General features: G+C 67.3%; 3 protein-coding genes. 2 read left to right on the top strand and 1 reads right to left on the bottom strand.

Translation table 11 applies throughout. From position 1 onward, the window contains the following. Positions 1-51 precede the first annotated feature (51 nt). Positions 52-1,818: a cyclic peptide export ABC transporter gene (locus CJU94_RS26915; protein WP_095421673.1), complete on the bottom strand. Its 1,767-nt coding sequence runs from the start codon at positions 1,816-1,818 to the stop codon at positions 52-54. A gap of 284 nt (positions 1,819-2,102) precedes the next feature. Here CJU94_RS26915 and CJU94_RS26910 point away from each other — a divergent pair, with 284 nt between their 5' ends. Beyond that, positions 2,103-11,795 (top strand): non-ribosomal peptide synthetase, encoded by a 9,693-nt coding sequence (locus CJU94_RS26910; protein WP_095421672.1) that lies wholly within the window; start codon positions 2,103-2,105, stop codon positions 11,793-11,795. A 51-nt stretch (positions 11,796-11,846) separates the two neighbouring features. Further along, positions 11,847-16,871 (top strand): non-ribosomal peptide synthetase, encoded by a 5,025-nt coding sequence (locus CJU94_RS26905; protein WP_095421671.1) that lies wholly within the window; start codon positions 11,847-11,849, stop codon positions 16,869-16,871. The last annotated feature ends 84 nt before the right edge of the window (positions 16,872-16,955 follow it).

Below are 16,955 nucleotides of genomic sequence, written 5' to 3'. Positions count from 1 at the left end.
ACATGCTGAGCGCCGCAACACCAGCGCCCGGCATGCGTATCTCTCTCGTCATCATCCCATCGTACCGTTGGCCGCCGCCGGGCTCAGCACCGCTTGTGCCGAACCCTGCGTCTCGCTGACGATACTGCCGTTCTCCAGCTTCAACACCCGGTCCGCGAGATGGAAGTAGCGGTCGTCGTGGCTGATCACCAGCACTGTCTTGCCGCGCGAGCACAGTTCCGGCAGCAGTTGTTCATAGAACACCGCTTTGAACTGCGGGTCCTGATCCGCGGCCCATTCGTCGAACAGGTAGAACGGCCGGTCTTCCAGATACGCGACTACCAGCGCGAGGCGTTTGCGCTGACCGGTGGAAAGCGCTCGCGTGGAGAACGCGCCGTTCACCACCTGCACCTTGTGATCGAGCGCGAGTTTCGCCACCAGTGCGTTGGCGCGGGCATCCGCCTGCGCGCGTGAGGCGTCGTTCGGGTCGACAATGCCGAGCAGCGCGTCGAATAGATGGAAATCGTTGAACACGGCCGTGAAGCGCTGGCGGTACGCGGCGCGTTCGGCGAAACCGACCGGTTTGCCGTCCAGTTCGATCGTGCCGTCCTCGGGTTCGTAGAGACCAGTGAGCACTTTCGCGAGGGTCGTCTTGCCGCTGCCATTGCCGCCGACGATAAACACCAGCTCGCCTGGCCTGAAAGTCAGATTAACCGGGCCGACGCGGAACATCCGCTCGTCGCGCTCGTGGAAGTACGAGTGCGTGACATTGCTGAGCGTAAGCGTGCGATACGGCGCATGCGAAGCGTTTTCGTCGGGCGGCGGCGCGGTGCGCAGCGCGCCGAATTCGGCCATCACTTTCTCGATGCGATCGAGCGAGACGCGTGCCGCGTTGAGCGTCGGCACGTTGTTGAGCAGGCCGTCGAGCGGCAGCAGCATGAACAGGAACACGACCACGTAGCCCGATGCGGACGGCGCATCGGCATGCACGCCGAGCGCCGGCCAGAACGCCGCGACGCCCAGAAACACGTAGAACAGAAACACGATCCAGCCGACCCCGACCGCATAGGCGCTGAACGCCTCGCGCCGGTGATCGCGCACTTCGTCGATCGCCGAACCGAGCTGGCCGTCGACGAACTGACGCGAGCGCGCCTGATGCAGCTTCAATTCCTTCGCGCCGGTGAAGAGCGCGCCGAGATAGCCGAACAGTTTGTCTTGCGAGCGGCCCGCGGCTTCGAGCGAGGCGATCGCGCGCTTGTCGCCGGCGTGATAGCCGAGCGAGCCGACCAGGATCGCGGCCACCGCGAGCAAACAAATCGGCCACGACAGCCACGCCAGATAACCGAGGCAACCGAACACGATCGAGCCGTGCATCACGAGATTGGGCAGCGCGAAGAACAGCATCGAGACGTTGGTGGCGTCGTCGGTCAACACGGACTGCACCGGCGCCGCACCGATCCGTTCGACATCGCGCAACTCCGCTTCGGCCACGCGACGCGCGACGTGTTCACGCAACTGCGCCATCGTGTCCTGAGAGAGGCGTGCGAACAGCACGCCGGTGATCACGCGCGTGACGAGCGCGACTACCGCGCACAACGCGAAACGCATGGCGAGCGACATATCGGCGGCGCCCGGTTGCGAGAGCGCGCGGCTCAAGGTCGCGACGAGCAGCACGCTGGCGATGCCGTTCAGCACGCAGGCGCTCAGCGCGATCGCGAAAGAGCCGCGTGAGCGCTTGAGCAGCGCGACGATCAGGCGCATGGCGGGCTTGCCCGCGGAGTGGGAAGGAGATGAAGAAGAGGCGGGTGGCGCGTCGTGGCGCTCGTTGGCAGCGGTCATCGGCAAGGTGTCGCAGTGGGTCGCAATGGATCGGTGAATCGCCGCGCATGAGGGCATGCATACGGCCATTCAGCGGGGCGCGCAGACTCGCCCCTCGCCTGATAGACGAATGGGCGAAGCAAACATTTACCATGCGCCGTCATCCGCCGCGCGGAAAAGACGCAGTCCGAATAAAAACGCCATACGCGGTAAAGATTCACGAACGCGGATCGTCACACCAATGAAGCGGCCCATTACGGCCAGCGACTTGGCCGAAGCGGCCGGTTCTAACGGATTTCATGCCCATGACGAGCTTTCCGATTGCGTTGCACCACCAGATCCGCGCGCTGGCGCGCATCGATCCCGATGCGCCCGCGTTGGCGTCATTCACGCCGTATACCGTGCGGTTGACGCGCGGCGAACTGGATAGTCGCGCGGCCTGGCTTGCCGCACGGCTGCGAGCGGCCGGTGTGACGACTGAAGTGCGCGTGGGCGTCTGCGTTGCCCGGTCCTGCGATCTTTTCGTCGCCTTGCTGGCCGTATTGAAGGCGGGCGGCGTGTTCGTCGCGCTCGATCCGCGTCATCCGCCGGCGCGCCTCGATTGGGTCGCGCGGGACGCGGGGCTCATGCACGGCATCGTCGACGATTCCGCCGATGCGGCCATGCGCGCGCGCTTCGCCCAATGCTTCGACGTGACGGGCGCTGCTGCGGCAAACCCGATCGAGCCGCGCGTGAACGGCGATGACGCGCCGGTGCATCCGCGCGCGGCGGCCTACATGATCTACACGTCCGGCTCGACCGGCACGCCGAAAGCGGTGACCGTCGAACACGGACCGCTTGCCGCGCACGGTCAGGCGCTGGCCGACGCGTTGCCGATCGGCGCGGGCGACCGTGTGCTGCATTTTGCGTCGGTGAATTTCGACGTTTCCATCGAAGCCTGGCTAGTCCCGCTTGCTGTGGGCGGCAGTGTGGTGATCAGCGACCCGCCGCCGTTCGCGCCGCAGACCGCGCATGCCTTCATGTTGCGCGAAGGCATCACCAATACGACGCTGCCGCCCGCTTATGTGCGCGAGTTCGCGAACGTTTGCGAGCGCCTTGGCGTGCCGCCTTCGTTGCGCACGCTGCTGTTCGGCGGCGAGGCGATGTCGCAGGACAGTTTCGACGAGATTCGCCGCGTGTTCCCGTCGGTGCGTCTCGTCAACGGCTACGGGCCGACCGAGGCCGTGATCTCGCCGATGCTGTGGCCTGTCGATCCGGGCATGACGCCGGCGCTCGAGGAAGGCAACGGCTTTGCGTCGCTGCCGATCGGCTGGCCGATCGGGCGGCGCGTGGCGTGCATCGACGGCGCGGCGCAACTCGGCGAAGGCGGCGAACTGCTGCTCGGCGGCGCGTGTCTCGCACGTGGCTATCACGGCCGCGCGGCCCTGACGGCGGAGCGGTTTCTGCCGGACCCGGGCGGCGAGCCCGGCGAGCGGATTTACCGCACTGGCGACCTCGCACGCGAACGCGCGGACGGTTCGTTCGATTATCTCGGCCGCATCGACGATCAGGTGCAGGTGCGCGGCGTGCGTGTCGAGCCCGGCGAAATCGCGGCGTGTCTGCTGACGCATCCCGCGGTGGCGGATGCGGGTGTGCTCGCCGAAACTACCTATGGCCGGACGCAACTGATCGCCTGCATCGTGCTGCAAGACTCGCTCGACGATGCATCGCTGCGAGCGCATCTCGCCGCGCATTTGCCGCAGGCGTGGATGCCGCAGCGCCTCGTGCGCTTTGAGCGGCTGCCTTACACGCTGAACGGCAAGCTCGATCGCGCCGCGTTGCGCGACTTCGTTGCGACGATGCCGGTGGTGGCCGATGCGGATCATGTCGCGCCTCGAACCGCGACTGAAACGCGGTTGGCGGCGCTTTGGCAAACGCTGTTGAACGGCGCGGCGCCGATCGGCTGCGGCGATCGATTCTTCGCTAGCGGCGGCGATTCGCTCGCGGCCATGCAGTTGCAGGCGGCGATTCGTGTCGAATGGCGCGTGAACCTGCGGCTCGACACCTTGTTCGACGATCGACCGCTCGAAGCGCTAGCGCGTCTGATCGACGAGAGCGAGCCGGAAACGTGCGTGGGTTCGCATTCCATCACCGTAATGCGGCCCGCCGACGCGCCGTTCGTCGACCGTGCCGCCTCGTTCGCTCAACAGCGGTTCTGGGTGCTCGCGCAAACGCAGGACGCGGGTGCGGCTTACCACGTTGCCGTGCAATGGGACGTGCAAGGCTCACTCGATATCGGCACGCTGCAACGTGCGCTCGATTGTCTGATCGCGCGGCATCAGGCATGGCGCACCACACTGGTCGAATCCGACGACGGCGTTGTGATGCAACGCATTCATGCGCGCTTGCCGGTGCCGATCGCGCGCATCGATTTGCGCGCCGGCGGTGAGGCCGAACGCGCTTCACGACTGGTGCTGCTCACCGAACAGCACGTTGGCGCCGCCTTCGATCTGTCGAAAGGGCCGTTGGTGCGCGCCGCCCTTGTCACGCTGACTGACAACACCCAGCGGTTCCTGTTGACCACGCATCATTCGATTAGCGACGGTTGGAGTTCACGCTGCGCCTTCGACGAACTGCGAGCCGCCTACGCGGCATTCACGATCGGAAGCGAGCCGCAACTGCCCATACTGACCGTCCAGTACGCCGACTACGCGCAATGGCAGCGCGACCGGCTGGCCGCGGGCGAAGGCGACACGCAACTGGCGTACTGGCGCGATGCTTTACGCGACGCGCCCCCAGCACTCGGATTGCCGCTCGACCGGCCGCGCTCGCCGGAACACGACTATCGCGGCGGCCGTCTCGCGCTGCGTTTGCCCGTGGCGCTCTCGGAGGCCGTGCGCGAAACGGCGCGCCGCGCGCAGGCGTCCCCGTTCACGGTGCTGCTCGCCGCCTTCGACGCGTGGCTTTACCGGTTGACGGGCTCGACCGACGTCGTGGTCGCCGCACCCATCGCCCATCGCCAAAGAGCGGACACCGCGCCGCTGGTGGGACTCTTCCTCAACACGCTTGCGCTGCGCGCCCATGTTGCGCCGGACCTGCCGTTCGCCGCGTTGCTCGACGGCGTGCGCCGCTCCACCTTCGATGCGTTCGCACATCAGGACGTGCCGTTCGATCAGGTGCTCGACGCCGTCAAGCCGCCCGTGCGGCGCGGCGACGCGTGGCTCAAGGTCAAGTTCGCGCAGCAGTTCGATCTCGAACTGACGGCTGAATTGCCGGGTGCCTCGGTGCGCATGTCGCCGGGGCTCGACCTTGCCGCCCGCTTCGATTACGCGCTCGATTTCACCGACGACCCGCGCGGCATCGAACTGGTCGCCGCGTACGCATTCGACGGCATCGACGAAGCGACCGCTCACGCGTGGCTTCATAGTTACGCCGCGCTCGTTGCGGATGCCGTGCGCGATCCGCAACGAGCGATTGCTGAGTTGGACTGCGCGGATAGCGCCGAATACCGTTCCGCGCGGCGTGGCCGCGAATTCCAGCCGGCGGCTGATAACGTGCTCGCGCTGTTCGCGCGGCATGTGCGTGAGACGCCGCATCGGCTGGCGCTGGCGGATGCCGATACGCAGCTCACGTATGCGGAACTCGACGCGGCGTCGGACTGTATCGCATCGGCTTTGCGGCAGCGCGAGGTGGGCGCGGAACTGCCGGTGGCGGTATGTATCGAGCGTTCGGTGCGCTTTGCCGTGGCGATGATCGGCGTGATGAAGTCGGGCGCGTACGTCGTCCCGCTGGATCCGGCCGCGCCGCATGAGCGGCTGACTGCTTCTGTCGACGCTTGTGGCGCGCGCTGGATTCTGACGGCGGGCCAGGCCGTCACGCGGTTGGGCGCCGCGATCGCGCTCGACATCGACACGCTCACGCAAGCTTCATCGCCGGCTGGAGGTGGCGACGCCAGCCGACGCTCAATCGCATCGCACACGCCCCCGTTGGCAGCTCAAGCCGCCTACCTGATCTTTACCTCGGGATCGACCGGCACGCCCAAGGGCGTCGTGATTTCGCATGGCGCACTGGCCGACTACGTCGAAGGGATGCTGGACGAACTCGCATTCGCCGCCGACGCTTCGATGGCGATGGTGTCCACCGTCGCCGCCGACCTCGGCCATACGGCCTTGTTCGGCGCATTGTGCTCGGGCCGCACGCTGCACCTGTTGCCCGTGCAGTGCGCGTTCGATCCCGATCGCTTTGCCCACGAAATGCGCACGCGCCACGTGGGCATTCTCAAGATCGTGCCGAGCCACTTGCACGCGCTGCTCGACGCGCAGCAGGCTGCCGACGTGCTGCCCGCGCACGCGCTGGTGACGGGCGGCGAAACGCTGCCGTGGGCGCTGGTCGAGCGGATCGCGACGCTCAAGCCCGCGTGCCGCGTCATCAATCACTATGGCCCGACCGAAGCGACGGTCGGCGCGTTGACGTGCGATACGTCCGCGCCGGGCCAAACGGCGTTGCGCGCGCCGAGCATGCGCGGCGCCCAGGCCGTGCCGCTCGGTCTGCCCTTGCCGAACGCGTACGCGTGTGTGCTCGACCGCTCCGGCGCGAGCGTGCCGCCGGGCGCCGTCGGCGAGTTGTATCTCGGCGGGCCGGGTTTGGCGCGCGGTTATCTGCAACGTGCTGCCGCTACCGCCGAGCGTTTCGTGCCGAATCCATTCGCAGCGGGCGAGCGGCTCTATCGAACGGGCGACCGCGTGAGACTGCGCGCCGATCGCCGGTTGGATTTTCTGGGCCGGCTCGACGATCAGGTGAAGATTCGCGGCTACCGTGTCGAACCGGGCGAGGTGAGCGCGGCACTGCGCGCGCTCGACGGTGTCACTCAGGCCGAAACGCTGGCCGTGGAGCACGAAGGGCGTTTGCGTCTGGCGTCTTTCGTCGCGTTGACGAGCGGTGCGCGTTTCGACGAAGCCGCGTTGCGCGCGGCGCTGGGCGCGAGTCTGCCGGACTACATGGTGCCGGCCGTGTTGCAGCCTGTCGCCGCATTGCCGGTGACCGCCAACGGCAAGGTGGATCGGGCCGCGTTGCGGGCGCTGGCGGCTGCATCAGCACCCGTAATGGGCGCGGGCGACGCGCCGCAAGGCGCGATCGAGGCAACCCTCTCTACCGTCTGGAAGGACGTGCTCAAAGCCGAACGCGTGGGCCGCGACGACAACTTCTTCGAACTGGGCGGCGATTCGATTCTGGTGTTGCAGGTGATCGCCCGTTCACGCAAGCGCGGCGTGCGTTTTACGCCCAAGCAACTATTCGACTCGCCCACGCTCGCGCAACTCGCGCGTGTCGCGACGACGGTGGATCTCGCCGCGCAGGCCGCACCCGCTGCGAAGGCGCAGGCCGCGCCGTCCGAAGCCGACCACGCCGCGACGCTCACGCCCGCGCAACTGCGTTTCTTCGCGCTGGATATTCCGCGGCGCGGACACTGGAACCAATCGATCGAATTGGCTACGCAAGCGCCGTTCGATTTCGATGCTTTCGCGCGCGCTTTCGAAACGCTGCTGAGCCATCACGAGATTTTCCGGCAGCGTTTCGCGCCGGTTGGAACGCAAGGCGAATGGCGGCTCACGCTGGCCGCGCACGCGTTCGAAACACTGCCGCTCGCGGCGGCGTCCGCGCGCGACGAGGCCGACGCGCTCGCCCAGTTCGACGCGTTGCAAAGCACGCTCGATCTGACGCATGGCCCGCTCGTCTGCGCTTTGGCCGCGCTGCTGCCCGACGGTACGACAAAACTTTATCTGGCGATCCATCACATCATCGTCGACGGGGTGTCGTGGCGTGTGCTGCTGGACGATCTCGACACCGCGTATCGTGCCGCCTGCGAGCGCCGCAGCGTGCGTCTCGCGTCGACGGGAACGCGGGCGCAGGAATGGGCGGCACGGCTCGCACGCGCCGCGCTCGACACCACGAACTCGCCGTTTGCCGCCGAGCTGCCGTATTGGACCGCGCTCGCCGCGCCGTACGATGATCTACCGCTCGACCGTCCGCAAGCCACGGCGACGAACGCCGATGCGCAATCCGTGGTCCAGACCATCGGCGCCGAGCTGACCCAGGCCGCGTTGACGGAAGCGAATGGCGCATACCGGACGCAAACGGTCGAACTGCTGATAGCGGCGCTGGCGCAATCGCTCGGCTTGCCCGTGTGCCGGATCGAACTGGAGGGCCACGGCCGCGAGCCCTTGTTCGACGACGCCGACGTGAGCCGCACGCCCGGCTGGCTGACGAGCCATTATCCTGTGCAGTTCACACTCGAAAGCACGCCGGCGGCCACGCTCGGCGCGGTCAAGGACACGTTGCGCGCGGTGCCGAACAAAGGTCTCGGCTTCGGCGTGCTGCGCCACTACGGCGATGCGGCGACGCGCGCGGCGCTGACTGCCGTGCCGCGCCCGCGTGTGACCTTCAACTACCTCGGCCAGTTCGATGCGCCGCGCGAGGCGGCGCTCGTGCCGCGTTTCGGCGGCGCGGGCCGCGAGCGTGATCCGGCGGGTCCGCTTGGCAACGCATTGGCGATTCACGCGTATATCGACGGCGCCGCGGCGCGCCAGCTCACAATCCACTGGGTCTACGGCGCGACGCAATTCGAGCGCGCCACCGTGGAAGCCATCGCGCGGCGCTTCGAAAGCGCGCTCGCCGGCTTGATCGCCGCCTGCACCGCCCGTCTCGCGCAGCGCGGCGGCGGCGCGACGCCTCGCGACTATCCGCTCGCGCGTGCCGCCGGCCTGACGCAGGCCGCTATCGAGCGCATGCCATTCGACTTGCGCGCCATCGACGATATCTATCCGCTTTCGCCGATGCAGCACGGCATTCTGTTTCACTCGCTGTTCGCGCCCGAGCAGTCCACTTATGTGAATCAACTGGTCGCGACGCTGATCGAGCCGGACGTCGACCGGCTGCGGGTGGCCTTCGAGGCCGCCGTGCCGCGCCACGACATCTTGCGCACGAGCTTCACGCCCGATGAGGCGATGCCGATGCAGGTCGTGCACCGCCAGGCGCGCATGCCCGTCGAGATTCTCGATTGGCGCGAGCGCGGCGCGGATGCCATGGCCGCGTTCGAAGCCTGGCTCGGCGCCGACCGCGCGCGCGGTTTCGATCTGACGTCGCCGCCGTTGATGCGCGTTGCGCTGATCCGCATCACGGACGACGCATGGCGTCTCGTCTGGACGCGTCACCATTTGCTGCTCGATGGCTGGAGCACGGCGCGTTTGTTCGCCGACGTGCTGCGCGACTACATTGCGCCGCCGCGCCCGCAGCCGTTCGCCGCGCCCGCGAAGACGCGTTATCGCGACTTCATCGCGTGGCTGGCTGAACGCGACGCCGACAGCGAGCGCGCGTTCTGGCTGCAACGGCTCGCGCGGCTCGACGAACCGACGCTGGTTGCGGATCTCGACTCCGCAAACGGCCGCCGCGCGTCGCGTCACCTCACGCGGCGCGAGACCGTCGACGCGGCTACGACGGCGCGTCTCACCGACACCGCGCGCCGTCTGAAAATCACGCTCAACACGATGGTGCAGGGCGCATGGGCGCTCGCGCTGCAGCGGATCACGCATCGCCCGGTGGTCGCCTTCGGCGCGACTGTCGCGGGCCGTCCCGATGCGCTACCGGATGTCGATACCGTGCTGGGCCTTTTCATCAACACGCTGCCGGTGATCACCGCGCCGTTGCCGCAACGCCGCGCCTCGGCATGGCTGCACGATCTGCAGCGCGAGAACGCCGCGGCTGCGGAGCACGCGCACACGCCGCTCTATGAAATCCAGCAATGGGCGGGACAGGGCGGCGGCGCGCTGTTCGACACGCTGGTGGTGTTCGAAAACTATCCCGTAGACGATGCCTGGCAAGGCCGCGACGAGCGCGCGCTCAAACTGCGTGAACTGCGCAATATCGAAGCGACCGACTTCGCGCTCACGCTGGTGATCGAAGCGAGCGCCACGCTGACGATCGACTACGGCTACGACGCCGCGCAACTCGATGAGGCACGTGTCGCGGCATTGCACCGCGCGTTCGCCGCATGTCTGGAGGCCCTGATCGCGGATCCGGACGCACCGCTCGGCACGATTTCGATTTCCACGGCGGACGATCGGGCCACGCTGGACCGCTTCAACGCGACCGCGCAAGCATGGCCGCGCACGCGGCAGCAGGCGCTGCATCGGCAGTTCGAACAGAGCGCGCTGGCGTCGCCCGATGCGATCGCGCTGGAATTCGCCGATCCGCAAGGCCGCACGCAGCAGATGTCCTACGGCGAACTCGACGCGAATGCCGACCGCGTCGCCGCCGCGCTCATCGAAGCCGGCGTGCGCGCGGACACGGCGGTCGCGTTGTGCGTCGAGCGTTCGTTCGACATGGTGGTGGCGCTGATCGGCGTGCTCAAAGCGGGCGCGGCTTATCTGCCCATCGATCCCGACTATCCGGCGGATCGCATTGCGTATCTGCTCGACGACGCGAAGCCGGCTGTCGTGCTGACGCAGCCGCACCTGCTGGAACGCGTCACGGCCGCAGTCGACAGCGCCCGCGTGCAAATCCTGAGCGTCGACGCACTACGCGGCGCCGACTTCACGCTCAGCGCTGCCGTGGCGGTTGCACCCGATCAGCTCGCTTACCTCATCTACACATCGGGCTCGACAGGCAAGCCGAAGGGCGCGGGCAATACGCACCGCGCGCTGGCGAACCGGATTGCGTGGATGCAGACCGCCTATCGCCTCGACGCGAGCGACGTCGTGCTGCACAAGACGCCGTTCGGCTTCGACGTGTCGGTGTGGGAGTTCGTGTGGCCGCTTGCCGTCGGCGCGAAGCTCGCGATTGCGGCGCCCGGCGACCATCGCGATCCGGCACGCCTCGTCGCGGCTATCGAAGCCCATCGCGTCACCACGCTGCATTTCGTGCCGTCGATGCTCGCGGCCTTCGTCGCCCATCTGGAAGACTTCCATGTGGCGGCGCGCTGCGCGAGCATCGAGCGAATCGTCGCCAGCGGCGAGGCGCTGGCGCCGGAACTGGTGGCGCGCGTCGCCCGGCAATTGCCTCGCGCGCGGCTCTATAACCTCTACGGCCCGACCGAAGCCGCCATCGACGTGTCGCACTGGACGTGCGATGCGCGTGATGCCGAAGCGGCGTCCGTGCCGATCGGTCATCCGATTGCGAATCTGCAACTGCACGTGCTCGACGCGGCGTTGCAACCGCTGCCGCCAGGGGCGACCGGCGAACTATACCTGGGCGGTGCAGGGCTGGCGCGCGGCTACCTGGGCCGGCCCGCGCTGACGGCGGAACGCTTCGTTCCCGATCCGTTCACGCAAGGTGCGCGGCTTTACCGAACCGGCGACCTCGCACGTCGCCGCGCGGACGGCGCGCTCGACTATCTCGGCCGCATGGATACGCAGGTGAAACTGCGTGGCCAGCGTATCGAGCCGGGCGAAATCGAGGCGCTATTGCGTGCGGCACCGGGCGTGCACGATGCCGTGGTGATCGTGCGTGACGAGCAATTGATTGGCTACGTGGCGCGCGGCGCGGACAACGCGCTCGACACGCCGGCGCTGCTCGATGGCTTGCGTGCGCAATTGCCGTCGTACATGGTGCCTTCGTATCTGGTTCAGGTGGATGCGCTGCCGGTCACGCCGAACGGCAAATGCGACCGTCATGCGCTGCCGGCGCCCGAGCGTGGCGCGGCCGACCGGCAAGCCGTCGCCTTGCCGGCCACCGAAACCGAGCACGAACTCGCCGGGATCTGGAAACGGGTGCTGCGCGTCGACACGATTGGCCGCGACGACGACTTCTTCGCACTGGGCGGCCACTCGCTGCTCGCGACACAAGCGAACGCGCAGGCGAATCTGCACTGGACGCTCGTCCTGCCGCTGCGCACCTTGTTCGACGAACGCACGTTGCAGCGCTGCGCGGCCGCGATCGACCGCGCGCTCGCCGGGCGCGATGCGCACGGAGCAGGCGATACCGCGAGCGCGATCGATGCATTGCTCGGCGAATTCGAACTGCAATAAGCCAGCGCGGTCGATTCGTCGACCCGTCGGCCCGTACCGGGACAACCCAGCATGACCACAGCCAAACCGGATCTGCTTTCCCTTGCGTCGCGCTTCGCGCTGTTGCCCGATGCGCAACGCAAGGCCTTTCTCACGAAGCTCGCCGCCGCCGGCATCGACTTTCGCGTGCTGCCGATTCCGCCGCGCGCCGAGCGGACCGCGAGCGTGCCGGCTTCGTTCGCGCAAACGCGTTTGTGGCTGCATGCGCGAATGATCGATGAAGCGGCCGCATATCACATTACCGAGCGTCTGCGGCTCGACGGCGCGCTCGATGCCAACGCGCTGCGTCTTTCGTGCGATGCGTTGATCGCACGCCACGAAGCGCTGCGTACCACTTTCAGCGAGAGCGCGGACGGCGTGTTGCAGACGGTACATGCGCCGTCGCGTTGCCCGTGGCGCGCGAGCGATGTGAGCGCGTCGGCCGCCGATCAGCGCGAGGCGTGCGCCGCCGAGATTGCACGCGCCGACGAAGCGAAGTCCTTCGATCTGTCGGTCGGGCCGTTGATGCGCGCTCATCTGATTCGCCTCGACGCGACCACCCACTGGCTCGCGCTGACGACGCACCACATCGTCTCCGATGGCTGGTCCGCCGACGTGATGCTGGCCGAACTGGCGTCGTTTTACCGCGCGTATGCGAAGAGCGAATCGGTGTCGCTCGCGCCGTTGCCGATCCAGTACGCCGACTTCGCGTTGTGGCAGCGCCGCTGGCTCGACGCGGGCGAGCGTGAGCGTCAATTGGGATTCTGGCGCGAGCGGCTGGACGCGAATCGCGACGTGCTGATATTGCCGGGCGCGGCGCCGCGTCCGGCTCAGCGCAGCGCGCGCGGCGCGCGGCATCGTTTCGTGCTCGATGCCGCGCTCGCCCGGCAAGTCAAAACATTGGCCAATGCGCGGCGCGCAACGCCGTTCGCCGTATTGCTCGCAGCCTTGAGCGCATTGCTCGCGCGCTCGTCGGGCGAAACGCAGATCCGGATCGGCGTGCCTGCGGCGAATCGCGAGCGCGGCGAAGTCGCCGGGCTCATCGGCTTCTTCGTGAATACGCTCACGCTCGCTACACCGGTTCCGGCGAGGCAGCCGTTCGCCGCGCTGGTCGATGCGACGCGGCAAGCGCTGATCGACGCCCAGTCGCATCAGGATGTGCCGTTCGAACAGGTGGTGGAAGCACTCGGCGTGGTGCGTAGCGCGAGTCATCATCCCTTGTTTCAGGTGATGGCCGCTTACGGCGCGCGCCGCCGTCTGCCTTCGCTCGCGGAAGTGCGCATGACGGAGTTGCCATCGGGCGCGCCATTCGCCAAGTTCGATCTGACGTTGAGCTTCGAGGAACGCGACGACGGTTCGATCGACGCGTATTTCATCTACGCGCTCGATCTGTTCGAGGCCGATGCGATAGAGCGTCTCGCCGCGCGATTCATCGAGTTGCTGTCGAACGCGATAACCACTCCGGCGACCGCGGCCGGAGATTTGCAGTGGCTGCCTCAAGCCGAGCGCGCGCAACTCGATGCATGGAATCGCGCGGCTTTGCCACCCGAAGCAACGTTCAGGCCGGTGCATCAGCGCGTGGCCGATCATGCCCGCGCGCGGCCGGACGCGCACGGCGTCGCCGACATGAACCGCTCGCTCACGCGCCACGACGTGGACGCGCAAGCGACGCGTCTCGCGCAACGCCTCGTCGCGGCCGGCGTGAGGGCGGAAACGCGGGTCGGCGTGGCGCTGAGCCGTTCGGTCGATCTGCTGGTCGGGCTGATTGCCGCGTTGAAATCGGGCGGCGCGTTCGTACCGCTCGATCCGAGCCATCCGCGCGAGCGTCTCGCACAGATTCTCGATGACGCGCGAATCACGCACGTCGTCACGGAACGCGCGAGTCTTGCCGCGTTGCCAGAGTCGGACCGTTTGCGTTTGTGGCTGATCGACGAGGCACCGTCGAGTGATGAGCACTTTGCGGCAAATGTCGAATTACCGCGCGTGTCGCCGCATCAGGCAGCCTATGTGATCTATACGTCCGGTTCGACCGGCAAGCCGAAGGGCGTGGTGGTCGATCACGGTTCGTTTGCGCTTCACTGCGCGGCAATCGCGCAGCGCTACGGCGCCGGTGAGCGCGACGTCTTCCTGTTGTTCCAGTCGGTCAATTTCGATGGCGCGCATGAAGGCTGGTTCTCGCAATACATGTCCGGCGCAGCCGTCGCGATCACGGCGGATACGTTGTGGCCGCCCGCGCAAACCTGCCGGATGATGGTGCGCGAAGGCGTGACCATGACCTACGTGCCGCCCGGTTGCGCGACCCAACTCGCCGAGTGGGCGCTCGCGCACGGCGCGCCGCCCAGCTTGCGTTCGTTGACGGTGGGTGGGGAAGCCACCTCGCGTGAAGCATTCGCGCTGCTGCGCCGGGCATTTCCGAACGCGCGCATCGTCAACGGGTATGGGCCGACTGAAACCGTCATCACGCCGATGCTGTGGATGTTCAATCCGGCCGACGACACCGCGAAGCTCGCGGACAGCGCGTATCTGCCGATCGGCACGCTGGTCGGCGCGCGTTCGGCGCACGTGCTCGATGCGCGCCTGAATCCGCTGCCGGTCGGCGTGATCGGCGAACTGTATCTGGGGGGCGAGGGCGTGGGCGTCGCGCGCGGCTATCTCGACCGGCCGGCGCTCACGGCCGAGCGCTTCGTGCCGGATCCGTTCGGGCGGCCGGGCGCGCGGCTCTATCGCACGGGCGACCTCGTCAAGCGGCGGGCGGACGGCGTGTTCGACTTTATCGGCCGTGTCGATCATCAAGTGAAGCTGCGCGGCTTGCGGATCGAATTGGGTGAGATCGAAGCGCAACTCGCCGCGCACGACGATGTGCGCGAAGCCGTGGCGACCGTGCATGGCAAAGGCGCGCAAGCGGCGCTGGCGGCGTATGTGGAACTGAGCGCCGAAGCGCGCGAGCGCAATACGCGCGCGGATGCCGCCGAGCTCGACGCGCATCTGCGTCACACGCTGCCTGACTACATGGTGCCGGCGCATATCGTCGTGCTCGACGCATTGCCGCGCAATGCCAACAGCAAGGTGGACCGCGCGGCGCTGCCGGCGCCGCGACGTGTGGAACGTGCCTACCAGGCGCCCGCAGCCGGACTCGAAGCCGAGCTTGCACGGATTTTCCGCGAAGTGCTGGGCGTGGAGCGTGTCGGCCGCGCCGATCATTTCTTCGAACTCGGCGGACATTCGCTCGCGGCGGTCCGGGTGGCAACACGCGTGGCTGAACGGCTCGCGCGCGATGTGCCGGTGCGCACGCTCTTCGAAGCACCGACGCTTGCGCAATACACGCAGCGGGTGATGGCAGCGGCACGCAGCGAAGCGCCGGTCGATGTCGGCAACGAGACGCCGGGCGGCGCTGCCAACGCGGGCGTCGTACCCGACGCGAATGGCATCTTGCCGCTTTCTTCCGCGCAATTGGGCTTGTGGTTCCTGTGGCGCTCGCAACCGGACAGCGCGGCCTACAACATTCCCGTTGCGCTGCGTCTGCATGGACCGCTCGATGTCGTTGCATTGCGCGAAGCGTTCGCTCAAGCCGCAGCGCGGCATCCCGCGCTGCGCGTGCGGCTCGTCGAACGCGAGGGGCAAGCGCCGGGACAAAGCGTCGCTGAGTCTGCGTCGTTCGAACTGCCGGTGATCGATCTATCGGGCGATCCGATGGAAGCTGCCCGCGAGAACGCCGCTATCGCACTCACCGACGAAGACGCGCTCACACCGTTCCACCTGCTAGACGATGCGCCGCTTTGGCGCGTGCGCGTGCTGCGCCTTGCCGGGCATGATCACGTGTTGTCGCTGGTCGTGCATCACATCGTGTCGGATGGTCAGTCGATCGATCTGTGGCTGGAAGATGTGCGCGCCACCTATGTAGCGATCGTGCGCGGCGCGTTGCCGGCGGCTTCGGCGGCGCAATCGCCTTCTCGTCAGGAACTGGTCTTGCCGGTTGCCGCGCCGCGAGCGCGCCTGGCGTTCTGGCGCGATGCGTTGGCCGAGGTGCCATCGCAACGGTTGCCGGCGCCGCCGACAGGCCGCGTGGCGGTGCCGGGCTGGAGCGCCGGCCGCCTCGTATTCGAATTGGCCCCGGCTCTGGTGCGCCGCGCCCGCTCGATGGCGCTCGAAGTTCATGCCACGCTGCCCATGTTGCTGCACGCCGCGCTGAACCTCGCCTTCTATCGTGCCACCGGCGCGACGGATCAGCCGGTCGGCGTTCTCGCTTCGACACGCGAGCTGACGGGCGAAGCCGCACACCGCGCGCTCGGACTCTTCATCAATGCAGTGGTCGTACGCACGCGGCTTACGAAAACGGATACGCCCGTCACGCTGCTCGCCGGCGTGCGCGATGCCGCGCTCGCGGCTTATGCGCACGCGGACACGCCGTTCGCCGACGTCGTGACCGCACTGCGCGCCACACGCGTCGAAGCCGGCAACCCGCTTTTTTCGGTGATGTTCAATTACCTGCGCCCCGCTGGAACGGCGCAACGCGACTGGGCCGGTCTCACCCTCGGCGACTTCAACGACGTGCGGCACCGGGTCGTGTTCGAGCTGGAACTGGATGTGGTCGAGCATGCCGATGGACGCGTCACAGGTGCCTTCTCATATGCGGACGAACTGGTGGACGGTCGCTTCGTCGAGGCGCTGAGCGCCGATTATCTGAATGTAGTGCAGCAGTTCGTGGACATGCCGCATCAACCCTTGGGCGCTGCCTCAGCGCGCTTTGCATTGGCATCGGCCGGCGCTTCGACGAGCGCGCAGGCAGGCCCGACCTCTCACCACGAAGCAGCCGAGCGCGCGGAGGCGCTCGAACGCGTCTGGAGCGATCGCTTTGAAGGCAACACGCCCGCGCTTCACGACGATCTGTTCGAAGCGGGCGCGAGTTCGTTCGACGTCGTGCGCTTTGTCGATGCCGCGCAACGCATGGGGCATGCGCTGGAGATTGCCGACGTGTTCGCCGCGCCGACTTTCGCGCAACTGGGCGCGCGGCTGGTGGCGCGGGCTTCGAGCGTCGCCGAGTTGCGCGACGGCGCTTGAATCGTGGAGCGAGTACGAAGGCGAGCAACAACACGCAATGAATAAGAACCGCATCAATCACGAAAGAGTTTTCGCCGGCCCGCG

The organism is Paraburkholderia aromaticivorans, assembly GCF_002278075.1.
Classification (GTDB): domain Bacteria; phylum Pseudomonadota; class Gammaproteobacteria; order Burkholderiales; family Burkholderiaceae; genus Paraburkholderia; species Paraburkholderia aromaticivorans.
Note: the sequence above shows the minus strand (reverse complement) of the source record. Positions and strands in the feature narration are given on the sequence as shown.